Origin of the sequence: Pseudonocardia sp. HH130629-09 (assembly GCF_001294645.1) — a bacterium.
In the GTDB taxonomy this organism is placed as follows: Bacteria; Actinomycetota; Actinomycetes; order Mycobacteriales; family Pseudonocardiaceae; genus Pseudonocardia.
On the sequence record NZ_CP011868.1, the window covers coordinates 674750 to 693794 of the forward strand.

A 19045-nucleotide genomic window follows, 5' to 3' on the forward strand; every position below is an offset into this window, starting at 1 on the left:
CGGTTCCACTCCGGACACCTGGTCCGGGACCACACTGATCGGGTGACGGTGCCGCGACAGCGCGACCCGCGCCCGACGGGCGCCGCAGCCGGACGCCCCCGGGCGTCGCGGCTCGCCCGGCTGCGCCGCGTCCCGCCGCTGCACCTGCTGCTCGGGGCGACGGGCGTGCTGCTCGCGGTCGGCGTCGTGATGGTGCTGTCGGCGTCGGCGGGCGGGCGGACCGTCGCGGACGGGATGGTGCTCACGGTCTTCGTCCGTCACCTGATCTTCCTGCTGCTCGGGGCCGGCGCGTTCGCGCTCGGGATGTGGGTGTCACCGGCCGGGCTGCGACGGTGGACGCCGTGGCTGCTGTTCGCCTGCCTCGCCGCGCTGGTGCTCGTGCTGGTCCCGGGCATCGGTGAGGTCCGCGGCGGTGCCCGCCGGTGGATCTCGGTGGCCGGGTTCACCGTGCAGCCGGGTGAGGCGGCGAAGGTCGTGCTCCTGCTGTGGGGCGCGCACGTGCTGGCCCTGCGCGGCCGTGCCGTGCGCCGGGGCCGCTACGCCGTCCTCCCACTGGTCCCGGTCGCGCTGCTGGCCGCGGCGCTGCTCATGCTGCAACCCGCGCTCAGTACGACGGTGGCGCTCGGTGTCATCGTGCTGTCGCTGCTGTTCTTCGCCGGGGCGCCGCTGCTGCTGCTCGGCGGCATGTCCGTCGGGGCGCTGCTCGGCGTCGCCGTCCTGGGGCTCACCGCCGACTACCGCCGCGACCGGATCAGCACGTTCCTCGGCGCGGGCGACGAGCTCGGCGCCGGCTACCAGTCCCGTCAGGCGCTGCTGTCCCTCGCCGACGGCGGCCTGTTCGGCACCGGCCTCGGACAGGGCCGCGCGAAGTGGGACTACCTGCCCAACGCCGCGAACGACTTCATCTTCGCCGTCATCGGCGAGGAGCTCGGCCTGGTCGGCGGGCTCGCCGTGCTGGCGCTGTACCTGCTGCTCGCCTGGGTCGGGCTGCGCGTCGCCGTCCGCACCCGGGATCCGTTCCTGCGGCTGGTGACGGCGGCGACCGTGACCTGGGTGGTCGTGCAGGCCGTGATGAACGTCGGCTACGTCGTCGGTCTGCTCCCGGTGACCGGCCAGCAGCTGCCGTTGGTGTCCGCGGGCGGGACGGCGCTGGTCAGCACCCTGTTCCTGCTCGGGCTGGTCGCCAACGCCGCCCGCCGGGTCAGGTAGCCAGGCTGCCGCGCAGCACCGTGGCCCCGGCGCCGTCGACGACCCGGAACTGCTCCGCGTCGGCCCGCAGCACCGAGGAGTTGAGGTTGCAGACCATCGGCGACGCGCCGGTCCCGATGAACTCGCCCGCGCTCACCTCGCGCCCGTCCTCGGCCTCGACGACGACGCGGTAGGTCGCACCGGAGCGGAACCCGTCGCCGTCGAGCACGATCTCGACGCCCCAGGTGTGCGGGATCGCGACCGCCGTGGCCCGCACCGCGGGGTCCATCGCCTGGACCGCGACCGGCTCGCGCGGAATGCCGTCGTGGTCGCCGACCAGGTAGCCGGCGACGCCGCCGACGATCAGCGCGGCCGCGGCCGCCGCGGCGGCCGGTGCCCACCGGCTCCGTGACCGGCCCGCGATGGACGCCGGGCGCTCGGCCCGCGCCGCCGCGACGATCCGGTCACCCAGGTCCGCCGGGGGAGCGGGGGTGTGGTCGAGCCGGTCCGGATCGACCCGGCCCAGCGCGGGCAGCACACTCGCGACCTCGGCCAGCTCGTCGCGGCACGCCGGGCAGCCCTGCAGGTGGGCCGCGAGGGTCGCCAGCTCGTCGCCCTCCAGCCGGCCCATCGCGTGGTCGCCCAGAGACTCCCGCATCGCCCGGTGCTCGTCCGGAGTCACGGTTCCACCCCCATCTCGTCCATCGCCAGTCGCAACGCCTTCAGCCCGTAGAAGACCCGGCTCCGGATCGTCCCCAGGGGCACCCCCGCCTCCGCCGCGATCTCGGCGTGCGGACGGCCCCGCAGGTACGCCTCGACGATCGCCTGCCGGTGCTCCGGACGGAGCCGCCGCAACGCCTCCTCGACCAGCCAGCCGTCGACGAGCGCGTCGTCGGCGGGGCCGACGGAGTCGTTCCCGGGGTCGGGCTCGTCGGTGAGCCTGCGGCGCCAGGGCCGCGCAGCGACCCTACGGATCTCGTCGATCACCACGTTGCGGGCGATGGCGAACAACCACACCCGCAGGCTGGAGATCGACGGGTCGTAGGAGTCGGCACGACGCCAGGCGCGCAGGAAGACCTCCTGCACGGACTCCTGGGCCGCGCCCTCGTCGCCGAGCTGACGCAGGGCGTAGCGGTAGAGCTCGGCTCCGTGCGCCGTGTACGCGGCCCGGAGCCCCTGCTCGGTGTCGAGCCCGGGTTCTGCGACCCGCGCGTCGACGGAGCGCAGCCTGCGGTGGGGCGCCTTCATCGGTGTCTGCGAACCTCCTGAACGTCCCTGTGACCGGTGTGTACGTACCCGGGGGCGGGGATGTTCACGGGGCCGGTGTGGGATACGCTGTGGAGGTCCTGCTCGGTGAGATCGGGGCATGCGGGCGTAGCTCAATGGTAGAGCCCCAGTCTTCCAAACTGGCTACGCGGGTTCGATTCCCGTCGCCCGCTCCACCATCTGACCAGCGGAAACGCTGATCAGCTGTGATCTTGAGACAGACTTTGTGCATCAAACGTGGTGCGAGTCGGTCCTAGCGTTGACTGCATGGCAGGTCGACAGCCCGCGAGCACGGCTCGCGCCCGGGGCAGCATCACCACGCTTCCGAGCGGCACCATCCGCGTCCGGGTCTACGCCGGGATCGACCCGGTGTCCGGACGCCGGCACTACCTCACCGAGCTGGTCCAGCCGGGGAAGAAGGCGCAGCGCGAGGCCGAGGCCGTGCGGGCCCGGCTGCTCGCCCAGGTCGAGGAGCGCCGCAACCCGCGGACCAACGCCACGGTCGACGAGTTGGTGCGGCGCCACCTCGACCAGTTCGCCGGGGCGCCGAACACCCTGCAGATGTACCGCGGGCACGTGAAGAACCACATCTCTCCGCTGCTCGGGCGGATCAGCATCGGCCGCCTGGACCCCGAGATCCTGGACTCCTTCTACGCCGAGCTGCGCCGCTGCCGGATCCACTGCTCCGGGTCCGGGCTCGTCGACCACCGGACCCGCCGGGACCACGAGTGCGACGACCGGTGCCGCCCGCACCGCTGCAAGCCGCTCTCGGCGACGACGATCCGGCACATCCACTTCATCCTCTCCGGTGCCTACAAGCGCGCCGTGCGCTGGCGCTGGGTCGCGGTGAACCCGCTCGCCCAGGCCGAGCCGCCGCCGGCACCGAAGTCGAACCCCCGGCCGCCGAGCGCCGAGCAGGCCGCGCAGCTCCTCAATAAGGCGTGGGACGACCCGGACTGGGGCGCCCTGATCTGGACGGCGATGACGACCGGCGCCCGCCGGGGCGAGTTGTGCGCCGTCCGCTGGACGTGGCTCAACTTCGAGGAGGGCCGCGAGACCCTCTGGTTGCAGAGCGGGATTCGCAAGAGTGACGACGGCTGGGTCGAGGGTGACCTCAAGACCCACCAGCAGCGCCGGATCGCGCTCGACGCCGAGACGGTCGCGGTGCTCACGGATCTGAGCGGCCGAGCCATGAAGCGCGCGGAGATGCTCGGGATCGAGCTGGCGCCGGACGCGTTCGTGTTCAGCACCGCGGCCGACGGCGCGACGTTCCCGACGCCGGACAGCGTGACTCAGGGCTACGACCGGATGGCGAAGAAGCTCGGGATCGTGACGACGTTTCACAAGCTGCGGCACTACTCGGCGACGGAGCTGATCGTGGGTGGGGTCGACCCGCGGACGGTCGCGGGGCGGCTCGGGCACGGAGACGGCGGGACCACGACGTTGAAGACTTACACGGCGTGGGTGTCGGAGGCGGACCAGCGGGCGGCGACCGGGCTCGGAGCGCGGATGCCGGAGAGGCCGAGTCGGGCCGAGGATGAGCGGCGGGCCGTCCGGGTGTCGGAGCACCCGTACGAGCATCTGGCGGACGCGATCGTCGCGAAGTCGGCTCGGGGTGAAATCGCTGTCGGAGATGCGCTTCCGCCCGCGGAGCAGATCGCGTCCGAGGCAGGGGTGTCGTTGTCGACGGCGCGTCGCGCCGTTCGCCTGTTGAAGGACCGAGGTGCGGTCGCGACCGTCCGCGGACGTCCGATTCTGACCGCAAGTGCGCCGACTGCAGCAAACTCGGCTGTGCAGGAGGCGCCTGCTCCGCACCCGCTGGCCCGGCCAGCCGAGGAGGCGGCGAACGTGAAGTGGCTCGCGGCGCTGCGCGGGCCGGCCGGGCTGCATACTCACGCACGGATCATCAGCGGCGCGCTCGACGACCCGGACGGATTCCGCCGGCATCTCCTCGGAATCGCGCGAATCGAGGACCCCGATGGAACGGACGAAGGCGAAGCGTGGATCGGACGCTACGAACTCGATCTTCGTCGGCCCTACATCACCACGTTCACCGTGCTGGCTCCCGGGGACGTCATCCTCACCGGCACTCCGGGCGGCGTCGGCCTGTTCCGGGACCCGCCGGTCTTCCTGACCGACGGGGACCTCGTCGAGGTCGAGATCACCGGGATCGGCCGGCTCGTGAACCCGGTGGTGGCGGGCTGAGTTCGGGACGGCCACGGCAGGTGCGCTGACCGGCATCGCGGTCGGGGTGGAACCCGACTGCGAATCGGTGGTTCGCACCATTCACAAGAACGGGCCGGATCTGCGCACAGATTTGCATCCATCGCAGTCTGGAGTTGCTCTCGGTCCGTGCGCGAGTATCGGAAACGTCGCCAGGCGCGGCCGGTCGGGACTCCGGCCCGACCCGCTCGGGCCAGCGGATCAGGGTGGTCTCGCGTGCTCGTCACCGTTGTGACGGCGATGTGCATCGAACACGGGGAACCGCAGTCTCCCCACCGGTGCCAGTGCGACGAATGGTCGAGGCAGGGATGCATAGGGATGCGTGGCCGGAGAACCGGCCGCGGATTCCGTCGCCGTGCCTCGACGTCGTGCCTGTTCATGATGGAGGAGAACGTATGACCGTCGAGCACAAGGTGCGCGTGTACCGCAGCGAGGAGAACCTCGCCCGCGCCGACCAGCTGGCCTGGAAGATCGCCGAGGTGGCCGCCGACCAGGTACCGCCGCCGGCCGAGGTGGCCGACATGGTCGTGAACCGGGTGGTCGACAACGCGGGTGTGGCGACGGCGTCGTTGAACCGTCGTCCGGTCGTGGCCGCACGGGCGCAGGCGCTGCGTCACGCGGCCCCGCAGGACCGGGCCGGGGCGGTCGTGTTCGGCACCCGTGAGCGGGTGTCGCCGGAGTGGGCGGCGTGGGCCAACGGTGTCGCGGTGCGGGAGCTGGACTTCCACGACACGTTCCTGGCGGCGGACTACTCCCATCCCGGCGACAACATCCCGCCGCTGCTCGCGGTCGCCCAGCACACGGGTGCGGACGGCGCCGCGCTGACCCGGGCGATCGCGGTCGCCTACGAGGTCCAGGTCGCGCTGGTCACCGGGATCTGCCTGCACCAGCACAAGATCGACCACGTCGCGCACCTCGGTCCGTCGGTCGCCGCCGGGATCGGTGCCCTGCTGGACCTGCCGGCCGAGGTCACCTACCAGGCCGTGCAGCAGGCCCTGCACACGACGACCGCGACCCGGCAGTCGCGCAAGGGCGAGATCTCGTCGTGGAAGGCGTTCGCCCCCGCGTTCGCGGGGAAGGTCGCGATCGAGGCCGCCGACCGCGCGATGCTCGGCGAGGGCGCGCCGTCGCCGATCTACGAGGGCGAGGACGGTGTCATCGCCTGGCTGCTCGACGGCCCGGACGCCGCGTACACCGTTCCGCTGCCGGAACGCGGGGAGGCACCCCGCGCGATCCTGCAGACCTACACCAAGGAGCACTCCGCGGAGTACCAGAGCCAGGCGCTGATCGACCTCGCGCGCCGGCTCGGCCCCCGGATCCGGGAGGCGGGCGGCGCGGAGCGGGTGCGCAGCATCGTCATCCACACCAGCCACCACACCCACTACGTGATCGGGTCCGGGTCCGGGGACCCGCAGAAGTACGACCCGACGGCGTCGCGGGAGACCCTGGACCACTCGATCCCCTACATCGTCGCCGTCGCGCTGCTCGACGGCGGCTTCCACCACGAGCGCTCTTACCCGCCGCACCGCGCGGCCGACGCGGAGCTCGTCCAGCTGTGGCACGCGATCTCCACCCTCGAGGACCCGGAGTGGACGCGCCGCTACCACTCCCACGACCCCGCGGAGAAGGCGTTCGGTGGTCGGGTCGAGGTCACCTTCACCGACGGCACGATCCTGGTCGACGAGATCGCCGTCGCCGACGCGCATCCGTTCGGCGCCCGCCCGTTCGGTCGTGACGAGTACGTCGGCAAGTTCCGCGACCTGGCGCGCGACGTCGTCGACCGCGTCGAACAGGACCGGTTCCTCGACCACGCCCTGCGCCTGCCCGAGCTGAGCGCCGCCGAGCTGGGCGAGCTGACGATGGTCCCGGCGTCGCTCGCGACCGCACCGGGTCGCGGGGTGTTCTGATGCTCGGCGCGACCAGCACACCCCACGCGCGCAGGGTGGCGTTCCGCGAGGCGCTGGCGAGCGGCCGGCTGCTGCAGTTCCCCGGCGCGTTCAACGCACTGTCGGCGATGCTGATCGCCGAGCAGGGATTCGACGGCGTGTACGTCTCGGGCGCCGTCCTCTCCGCGGAGCTGGGGCTGCCCGACGTCGGGCTCACCACCGCCACCGAGGTCGCGGCCCGCGCCGCGACGATCGCCCGGCAGACCGGCCTGCCCGTCCTGGTCGATGCCGACACCGGATGGGGCGGTCCGGCGAACGTGGCCCGCACGATCCAGACCTTCGAGGACGCCGGGCTGGCCGGGTGCCACCTGGAGGACCAGGTCGACCCGAAGCGCTGCGGACACCTGGCAGGCAAGGCGCTGGTGCCGACCGAGGACATGCGCACCCGCATCCGGGCGGCGGTGCGCGGGCGCCGCGACGACGCGTTCGTGCTGTGCGCCCGGACCGACGCCCGCGCCGTCGACGGGCTGGACGCCGCGATCGACCGCGCCCGCGCCTACGTGGCCGCCGGCGCCGACATGATCTTCGCGGAGGCGCTGACCGGGGAGGACGAGTACGCCGCGTTCCGCGACGCCCTCGACGTCCCGCTGCTGGCGAACATGACCGAGTTCGGGAAGAGCCCCCTGCTGACCGCGGACACCCTCGAGAAGCTCGGCGTCAACGTCGTCATCTACCCGGTGACCCTGCTCCGGCTCGCCATGGGTGCCGCGGAGGCCGGGCTCGCCGAGATCCGCCGCACCGGCACCCAGGCCGGAGTGGTCGACCGGATGCAGACCCGCGCCCGGCTCTACGAACTCCTGCACTACGACGAGTACGGCGCCTTCGACGCCGGGCTCGCCGGCTATCTCGACGAGGAGGACCCCTCATGACCGTGGCCGACGCACCCCCGCAGATCCACAAGGGGCTGGCCGGAGTGGTCGCCGACACCACGACCATCTCCAAGGTCGACGCCGACACCAACTCCCTGCTGTACCGCGGTTACCCGGTGCAGGACCTGTGCGCGCACTCCGGCTTCCTCCAGGTCGCGCACCTGCTCTGGCACGGCGAGCTGCCCGCCGCCGACGCCCTGGCCCGGCTGGAGGCACAGGAACGCGCGCTCCGCCCGATCGACCGCAGCCTGCAGGCACTGCTGCTCGGCACGCCCACCACCTGCCACCCGATGGACACCCTGCGCACCGCCGTGAGCTGGCTCGGCTCCGAGGACGCCCAGGAGGACGACCCGGCCGCCGACACGCAGAAGTCGCTGCGGCTGCTCGCCGCGCTGCCGACCGTCGTGGCGATCGATCAGCGCCGCCGACGGGGGCTCGACCCGATCGCGCCCGACCCGGACCTGGGCTACGCGGCGAACTTCTTCCACATGACATTCGGCGCGGTGCCCGAGCCCGAGGTGGTGCGTGCGTTCGAGGTCTCGATGATCCTCTACGCCGAGCACAGCTTCAACGCCTCGACCTTCACCGCCCGGGTCGTGACCTCGACCCTGTCGGACCTCTACAGCGCCGTCGTCGCGGGGATCGGTGCGTTGAAGGGGCCGCTGCACGGCGGGGCCAACGAGGCCGTCATGCACATGCTCGCCGAGATCGACGGTCCCGACGCCGCCGATGCGTGGCTCGCCGACGCGCTCGCGCACAAGAAGAAGATCATGGGCTTCGGGCACCGCGTCTACAAGCGCGGCGACTCCCGGGTCCCGACCCTGCAGGCCGCACTCGAACGGATCGTGGAGCTGCGCGGGGCCCACGAGCTGCTGGCCACCCACACTGCGCTGGCTGAGGCGATGCACCGGGCGAAGGGGCTGCACCCCAACCTCGACTATCCGGCGGGCCCGCTCTACCACCTCATGGGCTTCGACATCCCGATGTTCACCCCGCTGTTCGTGATGGCGCGGATCACCGGTTGGACGGCCCACATCGCCGAGCAGCTCGCGGCGAACTCCCTCATCCGGCCGCTCGCGGCCTACGAGGGCTCGGCCCGCCGTGAGGTCCCGGCCGGACGCTGACCGTTCCGGCCTCGCCCACCGGCCGACCGCCGGTTCTCCCGCGGGCGGCCCGCCCGTCGATCACGGGCGGGCCGGCCGCCCACATCCGGAGGTATCCATGGCCGCGACCGCGGTGGCGAGCTCCGGCAGGCCGTCCGGCACCGCCGGCGTCCGGCTGAGCCGCGACGGGCAGCACGTCGCCGTCCTCACGCTGGACGCCGCGCCCGCCAACGCGCTGTCCCGTCCCGTGCGTGCGGCACTGCGCCACGCCCTCGACGAGGTGGACCGTGACACCCGGTTCCGCGCCGCCGTCCTCACCGGCGTCGGTCACTTCAGCGCCGGTGGCCATCTCGTCGAGGAGCAGCACGCCCGCGACGACGGCGACGCCGCGGCCTTCCTGACCGAGATCGTCGAGCTCACCGACCGGGTCGAGGAGCTCCGCGTCCCCGTGGTCGCCGCGGTCGCCGGAGGCGCCGTCGGCGCCGGGCTTGAACTCGCCCTGGCCTGCGACCTGCGGGTCGCCGCCGAGGACGGCTTCTTCGTGGCTGCCGGGGTCAACGTCGGCCTGATCATGAGCACCTGGCGGCTGCTCGGGCTCGGCCCGGCCAAGGACATGCTGCTCACCGGTGACCGGTGCGACGCGGCTACGGCCCTGCGGACCGGCCTGGTGAGCGCCGTCGTGCCGACCGACGCGGTGGTCGACGCCGCCCTGGAACGGGCGCACCGGATCGCGGGGCGGTCGCCGCTGTCGGTCGAGGCGACGAAGGCCGCCACCAACCGGGCACATCAGCTCGACGCGGCCGGCGGTCGGACCGTGCAGGCGGAACGGTTCGCCGACCTGGTCCGCACCCCGCGACCACGTCGAGGCAGTGCGCAGCATCCTCGATCGGACCCGGCCGGCCTACGGCCGGCACTGACAGCTCGTGCTCCGGCTCCCGGTCGATGGGGCCCGCCGGGCCCCTCAGCCGCCCGGAGCGACCGGGTAGGGGACGAAGGTGCTGCGGTCCTCCAGGATCAGCGTCGTGTGGTCCAGGCGTGGGAACGCCCGCTGCGGGCACTGCGCCCGGCTGCACACCCGGCAGCCGGCGCCGATCGGTGTCGCGGCCGAAGGGGTGTCGAGGTTGAGCCCGTCGGAGTAGACCAACCGGTGTGCATGGCGGATCTCGCAGCCGAGTGCGATCGCGAACGTCTTGCCCGGTCGTCCCCATCGGCGCTGGGAGCCGGTGACCGTGCGCGCGACCCACAGGTAGCGGGAGTCGTCGGGCATGGCCGCGATCTGTACGTCGATCTCGCCGGGGGAGGCGAAGGCGCGGTAGACGTTCCACAGTGGACAGGTCCCGCCGCCGCGGGAGAAGTGGAACCCGGTCGCGGACTGGCGCTTTGACATGTTCCCGGCCCGGTCGACGCGGACGAAGGAGAACGGCACCCCCGGCTCGGACGGGCGCTGCAGTGTCGACAGCCGGTGCGCGATCGTCTCGAACCCGAGTCCGAAGTGGTCGGACAGGCGCTCGATGTCGTAGCGGAACCGCTCGGCGGTGGCCCGGAACTCGCCGTAGGGCAGCGTCAGCGCCGCCGCGAAGTACCGGGCCAGGCCGATCCGGGTCAGGGTGTGGGTGTCGTCATCCGCCGGGTCCTCGGCCGCCAAGCGCTCGATCAGCGCGTCGTGTTCCAGCAGCGCGAGCTGGGTCGCCATCCGGAACGCCTGCTGGCCGGCGCGCAGTGCGGGGGACAGCCGCAGCACCCGTTCGACCCGGTCGTAGCGGTGCATCTCGCCGGAGCCGGTCGTGTCGTCCTCCAGCCCGGCGATGCCGACACCGTGCACCGTCCGCAGGCGCTCGGCGAGGGTGCGGCGCACCTCGCCCCGGCGCAGCCCGATCTCCGACGCCAGCGCCTCGGCCGCGTCGTCGAGCTCGGCCACGTGGTTGCGACGGCGGTAGAAGTAGTCGCGGACCTGCTCGTGCGGCGACGCCGACCGGACCCGGTCGGTGCCGTCGTTGCCGACCGGACGGCCGTCCCGGGTCTGGTCCGACGCGGCGGCCAGGTGCTCGTCCGCGCGGCGCCACCGCCGGTACAGCTCCAGCACCGCGTCCGCGGCCGCGGGCAGCTCGCCGGCGAGCCGCTCGATCTGCCCCGCCGGGACCGGTCCGGCCGCCGACGTGGTCTCGGCGAACACCTCGTGCAGCTCGGCGACCAGCCGCTCGGGGCGCCGGGCCGCGAAGAACGCCGCGTCGACACCGAACACCTCGGTGATCCGCAGCAGCACCGGCACGGTCAGGGGCCGGGAGCCGTGCTCGATCTGGTTCAGGTAGCTGGGCGAGATCTCCAGGGCCCTGGCCAGCTCCGCCTGGGTCATCGAGCGGGTCTCGCGCAGCGCGCGTAGCCGGGTGCCCGGGATGCCGGAGGTCGCCATGGCGGGACTGTAGCCGAGACCACCCTTCGCAAGATTCGCAGAATCCGGCCGGAAGATGCGCAGGAGTTGGCAGGCGGCCACCGTCACCTCACCTCTGTTGCAGCTCCGATGCTGGTCGAACCCCGTTCGAGGGATCGCCACGGTCCCCGGTCACCGCCGGGAGACCGTGAGCGCGGACACGGACGCGAACTTCGCAAAGGAGCAGGACATGACCGGGACGAACCGGCAGCAGCGGGTCGACGAGCTGAAGCAGGAGTGGGCGAACGACCCGCGCTGGGCAGGGATCACCCGCGGTCACAGCGCGGAGGAGGTCGTGGCGCTGTCGGGCAGCGTGCGCGAGGAGCACACGCTGGCCCGCCTCGGCGCCGAGCGGCTGTGGTCGCTGCTGCACGAGCGCGACTACGTGCACGCCCTCGGGGCGTTGACCGGCAACCAGGCCGTGCAGAGCGTGCGCGCCGGGCTGGAGGCCATCTACCTGTCCGGCTGGCAGGTCGCCGCGGACGCCAACCTCGCGGGTCAGACCTACCCCGACCAGAGCCTCTACCCGGCCAACTCGGTGCCCGCTGTGGTCCGCCGCATCAACAACGCGCTGCTGCGCGCCGACGAGATCAGCACCCTGGAGGGCCGCTCGGCCGCCGAGGGCGGAGACGACCCGCACTGGCTGGTCCCGATCGTCGCTGACGCCGAGGCAGGCTTCGGTGGCCCGCTCAACGCGTTCGAGCTGATGAAGGCCATGATCGCCGCGGGCGCGGCCGGTGTGCACTGGGAGGACCAGCTCGCCTCGGAGAAGAAGTGCGGCCACCTCGGCGGCAAGGTGCTGGTCCCGACCTCCCAGCACGTCCGCACCCTCAACGCGGCGCGGCTCGCGGCCGACATCGCCGGCGTCCCGTCGGTGATCGTCGCCCGGACCGACGCCCAGGCCGCGAACCTGATCACCTCCGACGTCGACGAGCGGGACCGCCCGTATCTCACCGGTGAGCGCACCGCGGAGGGCTTCCACCGGGTCACCGGCGGCATCGAGCCCTGCATCACCCGCGGGCTCGCCTACGCGCCGTACTCCGACCTGCTGTGGATGGAGACCTCGGTGCCGGACCTGGAGCTGGCCCGCAAGTACGCCGAGGCGATCAAGGGCGAGTTCCCCGACCAGATGCTGGCCTACAACTGCTCGCCGTCGTTCAACTGGCGCAAGCACCTCGACGACGACACGATCGCCCGCTTCCAGCGCGAGCTCGGTGCGATGGGCTACGCCTTCCAGTTCATCACCCTCGCCGGCTTCCACGCGCTGAACCACTCCATGTTCGACCTGGCCAAGGGCTACGCGGCGAACGGCATGACCGCCTACGTCGCCCTGCAGGAGCGCGAGTTCGCCGCCGAGGCCGACGGCTACACCGCCATCAAGCACCAGCGCGAGGTCGGCACCGGCTGGTTCGACGCCGTCTCCACCGCGGTCAACCCGGAGTCGTCCACCACGGCGCTCGCCGGGTCGACCGAGTCCGAGCAGTTCCACGGCTGAGCGAGTTCCCGCGGTGGGTGGCCGGGTGCGTCCGCGCATCCGGCCACCCCTGCCGCACCCCGTCGTAGGAGGAGAACAGGTGAGCGGGATCGAGCGGGTCGGCGTCGTCGGCGCCGGACAGATGGGCGCGGGCATCGCCGAGGTGTGTGCCCGGGCGGGGAACGACGTCCACGTCGTCGAACAGCACCACGGAGCGCTGGACCGGGGCCGGGAACGCATCCTGGCCTCGATGGACCGGGCGGTGGACCGCGGGCGGCTCTCCGTGCCCGACCGGGACGCGGCAGCGAGCCGGCTGACGTTCTCGATCGACCTCGGCGACCTCGCCGACCGCCAGCTCGTCATCGAGGCGGTCGTCGAGAACGAGATCGTCAAGTGCGACCTCGCCGCGAGCCTGGACAAGGTGCTCGCCGACCCGGGCGCGGTCATCGCCTCCAACACCAGCTCGATCCCGATCATGAAGCTGGCGCACGGCACCGGGCGACCGGGACAGGTCGTGGGGCTGCACTTCTTCAACCCCGTGCCGGTGCTGCCCCTGGTCGAGGTCGTCGGTTCGCTCACGACCTCGGCGCAGACCCTCGCCCGGGTCGAGGAATGGGTGACCGGAGCGCTGGGCAAGCGGACGATCCGAGCCGCCGACCGGGCCGGGTTCGTCGTCAACGCGCTGCTGGTGCCCTACCTGCTCGGCGCCGTCCGCATGGTGGAGACCGGTCGGGCCACACCGGCCGACGTCGACGCCGGGATGAAGCTCGGGTGCGCCCACCCGATGGGGCCGCTGGAGCTCGCCGACCTGATCGGGCTCGACACCGTCGCCGCGATCGCCGAGACGATGTACGCCGAGGAGCACGAACCCCTCTACGCACCGCCGCCGCTGCTGCGTCGGATGGTCCAGGCGGGCCTGCTGGGACGCAAGACCGGCCGCGGTTTCCACTCCTACCCGGCCACGACGGCAGGGGCGCGCTGATGCTGCAGACCGACGTCCCACCCACCCGCCGACGCGTCGTGCTCCGGGCCGCGCTCGACCGGCCCCGTGCGGGACGCCGCCCGCTGCGCTTCCACACCGTCACCACCGCCGCGTCCGCGCGCCAGATCGCGGCCATGGGGCTCGACGGCGTGCACGTGGCGGCGGCCGACACGGGCGGGCAGGACGCCGCGGAGCTGGTCGCACGGATCGTCCGGGCCACCCCGCTGCCGGTCCTGGTCGACCTCGGCCCGACCGGCGACGCCGACACGGTGGCGCACATCGCTGCGGCGGGCGCGTCCGGCGTGCTCCTCGACGACATCTCGCCCGACGACGGGGCGGCCGGGGACGCCGAGACCCGTGTCCGCACCGCTGTCCGCGCCCGTCACGACCCCGCCCTGCTGATCGGGGTCCGCACGACCACCGACCGGGCCCGCGGCCTGGTCGACACCATCGACCGGGCCCGCGCCCGTCTCGCCGCGGGCGCGGACCTCGTCGTCGTCGAGGCGCCTGCGTCGCGGGGCACCTACCCGGTCCTGCGCGAGGCCTTCACCGCGCCGCTGTTCGTGACCGCCACCCCGGTCACCGGCGGCGACCCGACCTCCGTCCTGCTGCCCACCGTCACGCAGCTCGCCGCCTTCGGCGTGGACGCCGTGATCCACCCCGTCACCGGGCCGCGGTCCCCGGCAGCCACCGACCGTGGCAGCCGGATCCCGCGCGACACAGGAACACCACGAGGTCTCGCCGACGCGCTCCTGGCCGGAGCACGTCGCGACGCCGTCCGGTAGCGGGCCACCGGCCCGCCGCAGAAGGAGACACCCATGACCGACGACCAACTCGACACCCCCGTCCGGCGCGGCCTGGTGGGAGTCGTCGCCGACACGACGTCGATCTCCGACGTCGACCCCTGTCACAACGTCCTGCTCTACCGGGGCTACCCGGCGCCGGCACTCGCCGAGCGGCACGGCTTCCTCGACGTCGCCCACCTGCTCTGGACCGAGGAGCTCCCGGACCCGGCCGAGCTCGCGGCGCTGGAGCGGCGCGAGCGGTCCCTGCGCCGGCTGGACCCCGCGTGCGAGGCGATGCTGCTGTCCCTGCCGACCGACTGCCATCCGATGGACGTGCTCCGCACCGCGGTGAGCTGGATCGGCGCCCACGACCCGGCGACCACCGACCACTCGGCCGGGGCCAGCGCGGAGAAGGCGGTGCAGCTGCTCGCGGTGCTGCCCACGATCGTGGCGCTCGACCAGCGGCGCCGCCGCGGGCAGCGTCCGATCGCGCCGCGGGAGGACCTCGGGCACGCCGAGAACGTGTTCCACATGACCTTCGGTGAGATCCCCGAACCCGAGATCGTGCGGGCCTTCGAGGTCGCGATGATCCTCTACGCCGAGCACAGCTTCAGTGCGTCCACGTTCGCCGCGCGCACCGTCACCTCGACCCGCTCGGACCTCTACAGCGCCGTCGTCGCCGCCCTCGGGGCGCTGAAGGGCGAGCTGCACGGCGGTGCGAACGAGGCGGTGATGAACCAGTTCGACGAGATCGGCGACCCCGACCTGGTCGACGAGTGGCTGGAGGCCCGGTTCGCCGCCGGCAAGAAGGTCATGGGGTTCGGTCACCGGGTCTACAAGCGTGGCGACTCCCGGGTTCCCGCCCTGCACTCCCGGATGCGACAGGTCGCCGACCTGCGAGGCGGCCGTTCACTGATGGCGCACTACGAGGTGCTCGCCGGCGCGATGCTGCGGGAGAAGGGGTTGCGGCCCAACCTCGACTACGCCGCGGGCCCGCTGTTCCACCTCATGGGGTTCGACACCCCGATGTTCACCGCGCTCTTCGCGATGTCGCGGATCAGCGGCTGGACCGCGCACGTGATCGAACAGGCTTCCCATGACGTCCTGATCCGCCCCGTCGCGCGTTACGACGGAAAGGCGCGCCGGGAGGTGAGTGCCGTTCGATGACATCCTGAATCCGCGTCGGAGAACCGGACGGGTCCGATGCCCCGTCCGGTTCTCGGCATGTCCGGAACCGGTGGACCTCCCTGCCCGCGGTCATCGACCATCGGGTGTCCGGAAGATCGTCTGCAACGTCGTCAGCACGTGTCTCGCCGGCCCGTTCTGGTCGACGAAGTAGAAGCGGTGCCGGCCGGACCGCCGCTCGTGGACGAGTCCGGCCGTGCGCAGGATGCGCAGGTGTGTGGAGACCGTGTTGCGCGCGACGGTGGTGGTGCGCAGCGCGATCTCGCCGGCGGTGCACTCCTCGCCGTCGGCGATCAGGATCAGGATGCTGCGCCGGGTGGGGTCGGCGAGTGCCTCGAATGCGGACCCCACGAGCCCGTCCTCCCTGACCACGGTCATCTCCGCCTCCGTCAGAGTCCGGCGGGGAGCCGGCCACCTGCCGCCGCGGAGGCGACGTCGATCTGTCCGGTGCCGAGCGGGTCGGGGAGCGCGTCCCAGCCGTCGGGCCCGAGCCCGATCTCGGCGTCGGTGAGCAGGCACGCGTCCAGGTCGGCGAACAGGCGGTCGCGGTCGATTCCCTGCCCGATGAACACCAGCTCCTGCCTGCAGTCGCCGACGGCATCGTCCCAGTTGTCGGTGATCGCGTCGCGTCGGTAGTCCTGCGGCCAGATCTCCTGTGGGAGGAAGCGCCACCAGTGCCCGATGTAGCCGTGCCGGATGAGGTGTCCGGCCTGGGAGATGCTGCCGATCTCGGTGATCCTGGCGGCGTTCCAGAAGTAGCCCTTCGCCCGCAGGAGCCGGCCGTTGGTCCAGTCACGGGTGAGGAAGTGGTGCAGGCGCTCCGGGTGGAACGGTGCCCGCGCCCGGTACAGGCACGAGGCGACGCCGTACTCCTCGGTCTCCGGGATGTGCTCGCCGTTGATCTCCTGGAGCCAGCCGGGTGCCGTGGCGGCGCGTGCGAGGGAGAACAGGCCGGTGTCCAGGATGCGGTCGAGCGGTGCCCGTCCCTCGGACACGGGGAGGATCTCGGCGACGGCGTTGAGCCGGCGCAGGATCTCCGTGAGCTCGGCGACCTGGGTGTCGTGCATCAGGTCGGTCTTGCTGATGAGGATGACATCGGCGAACTCGACCTGGTCGACCAGCAGGTCGGAGAGGTCACGGCGGTCGTCGGGAGCATCGGCGTCCACCGGGCGCCCTGCCCGGAAGTCCCGGAGGAAGTTCACGCCGTCGACGACGGTGACCATGGTGTCGAGCCGGGCGATGTCGTCGAGCGCTCCACCTGCGGGGTCGACGAAGGTGAAGGTCTCGGCCACCGGGAGGGGCTCGGAGATGCCGGAGGACTCGATGAGCAGGTAGCCGAACCGGTCCTCGCGGGCGAGGCGGGTGATCTCGCCGAGCAGGTCGTCGCGCAGGGTGCAGCAGATGCAGCCGTTGGTCATCTCGACCAGGCGTTCCTCGGAGCGGCTGAGCTCGACCTCGCGGGCGATCTCCGAGCCGTCGATGTTGATCTCGCTCATGTCGTTGACGATGACCGCGACCCGGCGGCCGTCGCGGTTGTTCAGCACGTGGTTGAGCAGCGTGGTCTTGCCTGCTCCGAGGAAGCCCGACAGGACGGTGACGGGAAGGCGGGTGTCGGTCATCGTCGTTCCTCTCGTCGCCGGAGGCGACCGTGGTGGGAGGTCGTGCAGGCCGGGCGAGCCCGTCGGAACGGGCCCGCCCGGACGGTGCGGTGGGTCAGGCGGCGCGCTCGAGGTAGCCCTCGAACAGGTCGACGACGACGGCACCGGCGTCGGTGTCGTCGCCGAACAGCTCGGCGGCGTCGAACTCGACGTGGTAACTCGGCTCCGAGCCGCCGTCGCTGCGGCCGTGGCCCGCGGCGTCGGGGAAGGGCCAGGTCGTCCCGGTGCGATGCTGCACCGTGCCGACCTTGCCCCGGCAGAACGCGGGGTAGCGGACGTGCCCGGCGAAGTGGTCGTCGGTGACCCGGACCTTGTCGCCGACCTCGAACGTCTCGCGGTTCTCCCGCGCGGGACGCCCGGGGGAGGTGGCGGGGAGGGCCAGCGGGAAGGGTCCGCCGGCCGCGGCCTCCAGCTCGTCGTGGGTGAGCACGCCCTTCTCGACCATGAGCGTCGCGGCGCCGATGATGTAGCGCTCGTAGTACGGGGTGCTCAGGTAGTGCACCGGCTCGAGCCGTTCGACCGCGTGGCGCACCTCGTCGAGGGTGAAGTTGCCGTTGGTCACGCCGAGGAACAGCAGGCTGTAGCCCAGGTGCTCCCAGTCGTACTTGAAGGTGTCACCGATCGGGCCGTTGGCGGTGTGCGGGACCGGGCCGAAACCCTGCCGGCCCGCGAGGTCGTGAACGCCGTCCATGGGGTGTGCTCCGTTCGCTCAGGTGTTGGGGTGCTCGACGACGACGTCGGCCGAGGGCAGTGCGACGCCGATGAGACAGTCCTTGGTGACGATGGACGCGAGTCGTTCGGCGTCCCAGCCCTCGGTCCCCGCCGGGCGCATGGGGAGAACCATGTAGCGGGTCTCGGCGGTGGTGTCGTAGACCTTGATCTCGACGTCCTCGGGGATCGTGGTCCCCAGCTCCGCCAGGACCTTGCGGGGCTCACGCACCACGCGGGCGCGGTACTCGAAGCCCTTGTACCAGGTGGGCGGCAGACCCAGGATCGGCCAGGCGGTGCAGGAGCACAGCGAACAGACGATGACGTTCTTGACCGTCGGGGTGTCGGCGAGCGCTCGGATGTACTCGCCCTGGGCGCCGAGGTAGCCGTACTGGGCGACGGCTGCGGTCCCGTCGGAGAGCAGCAGCTCGCGGAACTCCGGGTCGGTCCAGGCCCGTGCGACGAGCTCGGCCCCGCGCCGCGGGCTGTACTCCTCCTCGAAGGTCGTCTTCCATCCTTCGTCGAAGCCGGTGGGGATAAGTCCCTTGGCGTCCAGGGTGTTCTTCAGCGCCCAGGCGCGGTCCTCGACGGGGGCCTGCTCGGGCAGGCCGGTGCGGTTCTGGTGGGCGGCGAGCGTCACGTGTGCTCCTTCGGGATGGTGGTGGTGCGTTCGGTTCGTGTGTGGCAGGTGCTGCGAGACCTGCGCGCGAGTGGCGGGGGCGGCGTCACCCCCGGACGCCGGAGACGAGCGGCGACGCTGCTCCGGCCGGGCCGGCGAGGGCCGGTGGGGCGGGGAAGCCGCCGACGGCCTGCTCGAAGGTGTGCGCGACCCGAAGGACGGTCGCGTCGTCGAAACGCCGGCCGACGATCATCAGACCGACCGGGAGCCCGTCGACCAGCCCGGCCGGCACCGAGACCGCGGGGTGACCGGACACGTCGAACGGGGCACAGTTGCCGACCATCCCCAACGCGGTAGGCAGGTAGGTGTCCAGCCCGGCGTCGAGCCCGATCAGCTCCGGCGCGGTGTAGGGCAGGGTCGGCATGACCAGCACGTCATAGCCACTCAGCGCCCGGTCGTAGGCCGCACGCAGCTCCAACGCGAGGTTGCGGGCCATGCCGTAGTAGGCACCGCCCCCGTGGCCGAAGGTGTAGCCACCCGAGAGCCCGACCAGCTTGACCGTCTTGGACAACTCCGACCCGCAACCCCGCCGCCGACTGCTCCAACGCGGC

At 72.2% G+C, this 19045-nt stretch carries 17 protein-coding genes, 1 tRNA gene and 1 pseudogene; 11 read left to right on the plus strand and 8 right to left on the minus strand.

All coding sequences use genetic code 11. The annotated features are described in order from the left end of the window. The first annotated feature begins 42 nt into the window (after positions 1 to 42). A complete protein-coding gene (locus XF36_RS03185) occupies positions 43 to 1209 on the plus strand; it encodes an FtsW/RodA/SpoVE family cell cycle protein (RefSeq protein WP_020627193.1) in 1167 nt (388 codons plus the stop codon). Here XF36_RS03185 and XF36_RS33135 read toward each other — a convergent pair. Together XF36_RS33135 and XF36_RS03195 are read right to left on the minus strand one after the other, a co-directional pair. Beyond that, a complete protein-coding gene (locus XF36_RS33135; RefSeq protein ID WP_060714369.1) occupies positions 1202 to 1846 on the minus strand; it encodes a zf-HC2 domain-containing protein in 645 nt (214 codons plus the stop codon). The two genes, XF36_RS03185 and XF36_RS33135, sit on opposite strands and share 8 nt — an antisense overlap. A gap of 20 nt (positions 1847 to 1866) precedes the next feature. Beyond that, on the minus strand, positions 1867 to 2436 hold the full coding sequence (locus XF36_RS03195; protein WP_064485363.1) for a sigma-70 family RNA polymerase sigma factor: 570 nt from the start codon (positions 2434 to 2436) through the stop codon (positions 1867 to 1869). Between the two features lie 120 nt (positions 2437 to 2556). Here XF36_RS03195 and XF36_RS03200 point away from each other — a divergent pair. From XF36_RS03200 to XF36_RS35430, 6 genes and pseudogenes are all read left to right on the plus strand, one after another. Beyond that, positions 2557 to 2630: transfer RNA gene (locus tag XF36_RS03200), tRNA-Gly, on the plus strand. Between the two features lie 91 nt (positions 2631 to 2721). After that, entirely contained in the window at positions 2722 to 4659 is a 1938-nt protein-coding gene (locus XF36_RS35080) for a tyrosine-type recombinase/integrase (RefSeq protein ID WP_064485364.1), read from the plus strand. A gap of 413 nt (positions 4660 to 5072) precedes the next feature. Then, positions 5073 to 6584, plus strand: a complete 1512-nt coding sequence (locus XF36_RS03210) for an MmgE/PrpD family protein (RefSeq protein ID WP_060710828.1) — start codon at positions 5073 to 5075, stop codon at positions 6582 to 6584. Next, complete coding sequence (prpB, locus tag XF36_RS03215; RefSeq protein ID WP_060710829.1) at positions 6584 to 7492, plus strand: methylisocitrate lyase; 909 nt, start codon at positions 6584 to 6586, stop codon at positions 7490 to 7492. Before XF36_RS03210 ends, prpB begins: the two co-directional genes overlap by 1 nt. Beyond that, positions 7489 to 8616, plus strand: coding sequence for a bifunctional 2-methylcitrate synthase/citrate synthase (locus XF36_RS03220; protein WP_060710830.1), 1128 nt, complete (start codon positions 7489 to 7491; stop codon positions 8614 to 8616). Before prpB ends, XF36_RS03220 begins: the two co-directional genes overlap by 4 nt. Before the next feature lie 97 nt (positions 8617 to 8713). Then, a pseudogene (locus tag XF36_RS35430) lies at positions 8714 to 9385 on the plus strand (enoyl-CoA hydratase/isomerase family protein); the annotation flags it as partial. 171 nt (positions 9386 to 9556) lie between these two features. On the opposite strand, the gene XF36_RS03230 reads toward XF36_RS35430, so the two are convergent. Next, positions 9557 to 11005 (minus strand): short-chain fatty acyl-CoA regulator family protein, encoded by a 1449-nt coding sequence (locus XF36_RS03230; RefSeq protein ID WP_060710832.1) that lies wholly within the window; start codon positions 11003 to 11005, stop codon positions 9557 to 9559. A gap of 208 nt (positions 11006 to 11213) precedes the next feature. Here XF36_RS03230 and aceA point away from each other — a divergent pair, with 208 nt between their 5' ends. The 4 genes from aceA (at position 11214) to XF36_RS03250 (ending at position 15431) form a co-directional block, all read left to right on the plus strand. Then, positions 11214 to 12518 carry an isocitrate lyase gene (gene aceA, locus XF36_RS03235; RefSeq protein WP_060714371.1) on the plus strand — a complete coding sequence of 435 codons (1305 nt, stop codon included), beginning with the start codon at positions 11214 to 11216 and terminating at the stop codon, positions 12516 to 12518. A gap of 79 nt (positions 12519 to 12597) precedes the next feature. Then, a complete protein-coding gene (locus XF36_RS03240; protein WP_082375130.1) occupies positions 12598 to 13479 on the plus strand; it encodes a 3-hydroxybutyryl-CoA dehydrogenase in 882 nt (293 codons plus the stop codon). After that, positions 13479 to 14264 carry an isocitrate lyase/phosphoenolpyruvate mutase family protein gene (locus tag XF36_RS03245; protein WP_060710833.1) on the plus strand — a complete coding sequence of 262 codons (786 nt, stop codon included), beginning with the start codon at positions 13479 to 13481 and terminating at the stop codon, positions 14262 to 14264. The genes XF36_RS03240 and XF36_RS03245 overlap by 1 nt, the downstream gene beginning before the upstream one ends. 33 nt (positions 14265 to 14297) lie before the next feature. After that, positions 14298 to 15431 carry a bifunctional 2-methylcitrate synthase/citrate synthase gene (locus XF36_RS03250; RefSeq protein WP_060710834.1) on the plus strand — a complete coding sequence of 378 codons (1134 nt, stop codon included), beginning with the start codon at positions 14298 to 14300 and terminating at the stop codon, positions 15429 to 15431. A 90-nt stretch (positions 15432 to 15521) separates the two neighbouring features. Here XF36_RS03250 and XF36_RS03255 read toward each other — a convergent pair whose 3' ends face one another. From XF36_RS03255 to XF36_RS35085, 5 genes are all read right to left on the minus strand, one after another. After that, positions 15522 to 15827, minus strand: a complete 306-nt coding sequence (locus XF36_RS03255; protein WP_064485365.1) for an ArsR/SmtB family transcription factor — start codon at positions 15825 to 15827, stop codon at positions 15522 to 15524. 11 nt (positions 15828 to 15838) lie between these two features. After that, positions 15839 to 17068, minus strand: coding sequence for a GTP-binding protein (locus XF36_RS03260; RefSeq protein WP_060710835.1), 1230 nt, complete (start codon positions 17066 to 17068; stop codon positions 15839 to 15841). A 94-nt stretch (positions 17069 to 17162) separates the two neighbouring features. After that, positions 17163 to 17798 carry a nitrile hydratase subunit beta gene (gene nthB, locus XF36_RS03265; RefSeq protein ID WP_060710836.1) on the minus strand — a complete coding sequence of 212 codons (636 nt, stop codon included), beginning with the start codon at positions 17796 to 17798 and terminating at the stop codon, positions 17163 to 17165. An 18-nt stretch (positions 17799 to 17816) separates the two neighbouring features. Next, positions 17817 to 18455 carry a nitrile hydratase subunit alpha gene (gene nthA, locus XF36_RS03270; RefSeq protein WP_060710837.1) on the minus strand — a complete coding sequence of 213 codons (639 nt, stop codon included), beginning with the start codon at positions 18453 to 18455 and terminating at the stop codon, positions 17817 to 17819. A gap of 85 nt (positions 18456 to 18540) precedes the next feature. Beyond that, positions 18541 to 19005 (minus strand): amidase family protein, encoded by a 465-nt coding sequence (locus XF36_RS35085; RefSeq protein WP_060710838.1) that lies wholly within the window; start codon positions 19003 to 19005, stop codon positions 18541 to 18543. Positions 19006 to 19045 lie beyond the last annotated feature (40 nt).